The organism is Alteromonas sp. 14N.309.X.WAT.G.H12, from assembly GCF_036697315.1.
GTDB lineage: Bacteria > Pseudomonadota > Gammaproteobacteria > Enterobacterales > Alteromonadaceae > Alteromonas.
Window position 1 is genome coordinate 1 of sequence record NZ_JBAHZB010000145.1, and the last position, 3,371, is coordinate 3,371.

At 44.1% G+C, this 3,371-nt stretch carries 4 protein-coding genes; 1 reads left to right on the forward strand and 3 read right to left on the reverse strand.

Going from position 1 to position 3,371, the window contains the following annotated elements:
- A partial coding sequence (locus tag V5298_RS19070) for a M48 family metalloprotease (RefSeq protein ID WP_416351209.1) occupies nt 1-852 on the reverse strand: 852 nt, incomplete at its 3' end.
- Nucleotides 853-1,119: 267 nt separating this feature from the next.
- Between V5298_RS19070 and V5298_RS19075 the strand changes: the two genes are divergently transcribed.
- Nucleotides 1,120-2,202, forward strand: a complete 1,083-nt coding sequence (locus V5298_RS19075) for an AI-2E family transporter (RefSeq protein WP_332933020.1) — start codon at nt 1,120-1,122, stop codon at nt 2,200-2,202.
- Between the two features lie 86 nt (nt 2,203-2,288).
- Here the strand turns inward: V5298_RS19075 and bcp are convergent, their stop codons facing one another.
- Nucleotides 2,289-2,750, reverse strand: coding sequence for a thioredoxin-dependent thiol peroxidase (gene bcp / locus V5298_RS19080; protein ID WP_332933021.1), 462 nt, complete (start codon nt 2,748-2,750; stop codon nt 2,289-2,291).
- Entirely contained in the window at nt 2,747-3,286 is a 540-nt protein-coding gene (locus V5298_RS19085) for a glycine cleavage system protein R (protein ID WP_332933022.1), read from the reverse strand. Before V5298_RS19085 ends, bcp begins: the two co-directional genes overlap by 4 nt.
- Nucleotides 3,287-3,371 lie beyond the last annotated feature (85 nt).

Below are 3,371 nucleotides of genomic sequence, written 5' to 3' on the forward strand. Positions count from 1 at the left end.
GATCCTAGCTTTTGCAAGTTGAAAAGATAAACTGGGTGGCAGGTTAACATCAGGGAAGTCTTTGATCCGGGCACGAGCTTCGGCAATACGATTTTCCGTTAACGGGTGTGACTGTAATATTTCCGGTGGCTTAGAGACCATGCGATATTGTGCTGCCAGTGTGGAAAAGAAACTCGCTGCGCCTTTCGGGTCAAAGCCAGCACGGGCTAACATGGAAATACCTATACGGTCGGCTTCCTGCTCATTAGAACGGGTATAGTTTATTTGCATTTGTGAGGAAGTGGCCTGACCGGCAGAAATAGTGGCGATACCCGCTTGAGGATCGGCCATGGCCAACAAAATACCGCCTAGCATACTAGCAAGGGCAATGGGGGCTGCACGCTGCTGAGCCTGCATAGAGCGAGCAAGGTGGCGTTGGGTGACATGGGAATTTTCGTGGGCAAGTACCGCTGCCAGTTCACTTTCTGTTTTAGCGCTATGGATTAACCCGCTATGAACGCCAATATGACCGCCAAAAAACGCAAAGGCATTGATGGCGTTGTTATTTACCCAGAAAAATTCAAAGGGAAATTTAGCGTTATCGGCTTGTACCACAAGGCGATTACCTAAATCTTGTAGATATTCATCGAGCACGGGATCTTTAATGAGAGGGGCCTGACCGCGCATCTGACGCATAACCGCATCACCAATAAGCATTTCTTTATCTAACGATAACGTGTCAGAAGCCACCACACCGATTTCCGGCAGGGCGTTCTTATCATCGGTAAAGTTACTGTTCTGGGCGATAGCAGAGAAGCTCATCGACAGCAGAAAGAAACTTAGTTTTATACTGATACGCGCTATATATCTCATGAAGCCTTACATGTTTGAGTACAACCATTGCGTTGACACTTAGAGTCGTAATTTTTCGCTAAGTTTCATTTTTATGTCGTGGCAATTAATCATTGTGCCGTACATTTTAATAGGATCATACTACGCTTTAGGCATAATACAACGAATGTCACAATGTGATGTGAAAATCTGCCTGTTGGTATTTTGTAATAAGTGATAATACAATTGGTTATATGAGTTGATTTCCCCTATTATGCGTATTTTTCTTAAGCACACAGAGCAGAAAATATGAGTTTATTCAATGTATTCGGAAGCTGGTACCGCCGAAAATTTTCTGACCCTGACGCAGCGATGCTGCTTATTCTTATCCTGTTAACCGCCGCCGTGCTGGTTTTCTGGGGCGGTCTTATCATGCCGGTTATGGTGGCGGCGGTGATCGCCTACCTGCTGGACTGGCCGGTAAATCGCCTGGTGAATATAGGTGTGGGCAGAACGTTTGCGTGCAGTATTGTCATGTTGCTATTTGTTGCCATTACCATTTTGTTGGTGGTGGGGTTATTGCCCACAGTGAGCAGGCAGAGCGTTAACCTTATTCAGGAAACGCCGTTGATTTGGCAAAATGCCCAGGACTGGATACTACGCCTTCCAGACAAATACCCCGATTACGTGCAGGTATATCAAATCCAGCAAATGATGGAAGGGTTAAACGATCATCTTGTGGAACTCGGGCAACATCTTATTTCTGCTTCATTTAGTTCAATTGGTAATTTGGCTGCCATATTGGTTTACATGATACTGGTGCCGTTAATGGTATTTTTCATGTTAAAAGATAAGCATTTTTTCTTGGATAATATCTCTTTTTTATTGCCCCAAGAGCGACGCCTTATCACCCAAGTTGGGCATGAGATGAACGCACAAATCGCCAATTATATCCGCGGTAAGGTCATTGAAATCGTTATCGTGGGGTCGGTGTCTTGTATCACCTTTGTATTGATGGATTTGCGTTACGCTATCTTGTTGGGTGTATTGGTGGGCTTGTCGGTGTTAATTCCGTACATTGGTGCGGCCGTGGTGACTATCCCGGTGGCGGTGGTTGCATTGTTTCAATGGGGGGTTTCTCCCGAGTTTTGGTCTTTAATGGTGGCCTATGGAATCATTCAAGCCCTCGATGGTAATTTGCTGGTGCCTTTATTGTTTTCCGAAGCGGTAAGCTTGCATCCTTTATATATTATTATCGCCGTATTATTTTTTGGCGGTTTGTGGGGTTTTTGGGGCGTATTTTTCGCCATACCGTTAGCCACTTTAGTTAAAGCGGTGATCACAGCATGGTCCGGTAGCCCAGGCGAGGAACATCGGCAAATGGTGGAATAATCATTAACAAGCCCGCTTAATATAAGCGGGCTTTTTTAGGCCAGCACTAAAAAACTGTCAATCAATTTTAGGAAGGCGCAAGAAGGTTATTGCAGGTAATCTAAAACGACTTGGTGATGGTCTTTGGTTTTAAATTTATCAAAGACCTTTTCTATCACTCCATTTTCATCGATAAGAAAACTAATACGGTGAATACCATCGTATTCGCGCCCCATAAACTTCTTTAATCCCCAAACGCCAAAGGCTTCGGCAACGCTATGATCTTCATCTGATAGCAGCGTGAAATTTAGGTTTTCTTTTTCAATAAACTTAGGGAGGCGTTTGACTGGATCGGGGCTTACGCCAACAACGGTGACATTATGTTTGGCGAATTCATCACGATGATCGCGTAATTGTTGGGCCTGTACTGTGCATCCTGGGGTCATGGCCTTCGGATAAAAATACAGTAATACTTTTTTACCCTTAAAGTCAGCTAAGGTTAGGGTTTGGTTGTTTTCATCGGGTAGTGAAAAGGCGGGTGCAGGGGCACCTGCGGCTAAGGTATTCATAGATCTCCTTTATGTTTATCGCTTACCTTTCCGGTAAGGTTCAGAGAAGTAAATAACTGTTGGAGTGAGGCCTGCATTTCATCGAAATCCACCTCATCGGGCACGGATACAACAAATTTACTACTGACCATTGGCAAGTCGTATTGTTTGTCAGCGTATGTGCGTTGCCTAAATGCGCTGATTGAAATCTTACGCTTGGCAAAAAAAGCGGTCACCGACTGCAAAAGGCCAGGGTTGTCTGTGCCTTCAAATTCCACATCGTATAGTCGATTTAAATTTTGCTTTTCGTGATGACTAGTACGTTTTATCATCGCTAATAAGCCTAACTGCTGACACTTGCTCGGAAGGGTTAATTCCGCACGGGTAACAGATTGATGACTTCCTTCGATGATCATAGTCAGCGAAAAGTCACGACCATAAATGGCTTGTCGACTATCAAGAATGTTGCACTGAACTTCAGACACAGCACTGGCAATTTCACTTAGGATACCGTCTTGATCAGTACCTAAAATATTGACGATCAATTGATGTCTCATGGTTATCTGATTTTGGAAAACACAGACGAATGGTAGCACGAAGCTTTTTTTTTTTGCCACTGGTAAGTCTCGGACAATGCAAATA

Coding starts and splice junctions, on each gene's coding strand:
- V5298_RS19075 (WP_332933020.1), top strand. CDS start 1,120: ATGAGTTTATTCAATGTATTCGGAAGCTGGTACCGCCGAAAATTTTCT.
- bcp (WP_332933021.1), bottom strand. CDS start 2,750: ATGAATACCTTAGCCGCAGGTGCCCCTGCACCCGCCTTTTCACTACCC.
- V5298_RS19085 (WP_332933022.1), bottom strand. CDS start 3,286: ATGAGACATCAATTGATCGTCAATATTTTAGGTACTGATCAAGACGGT.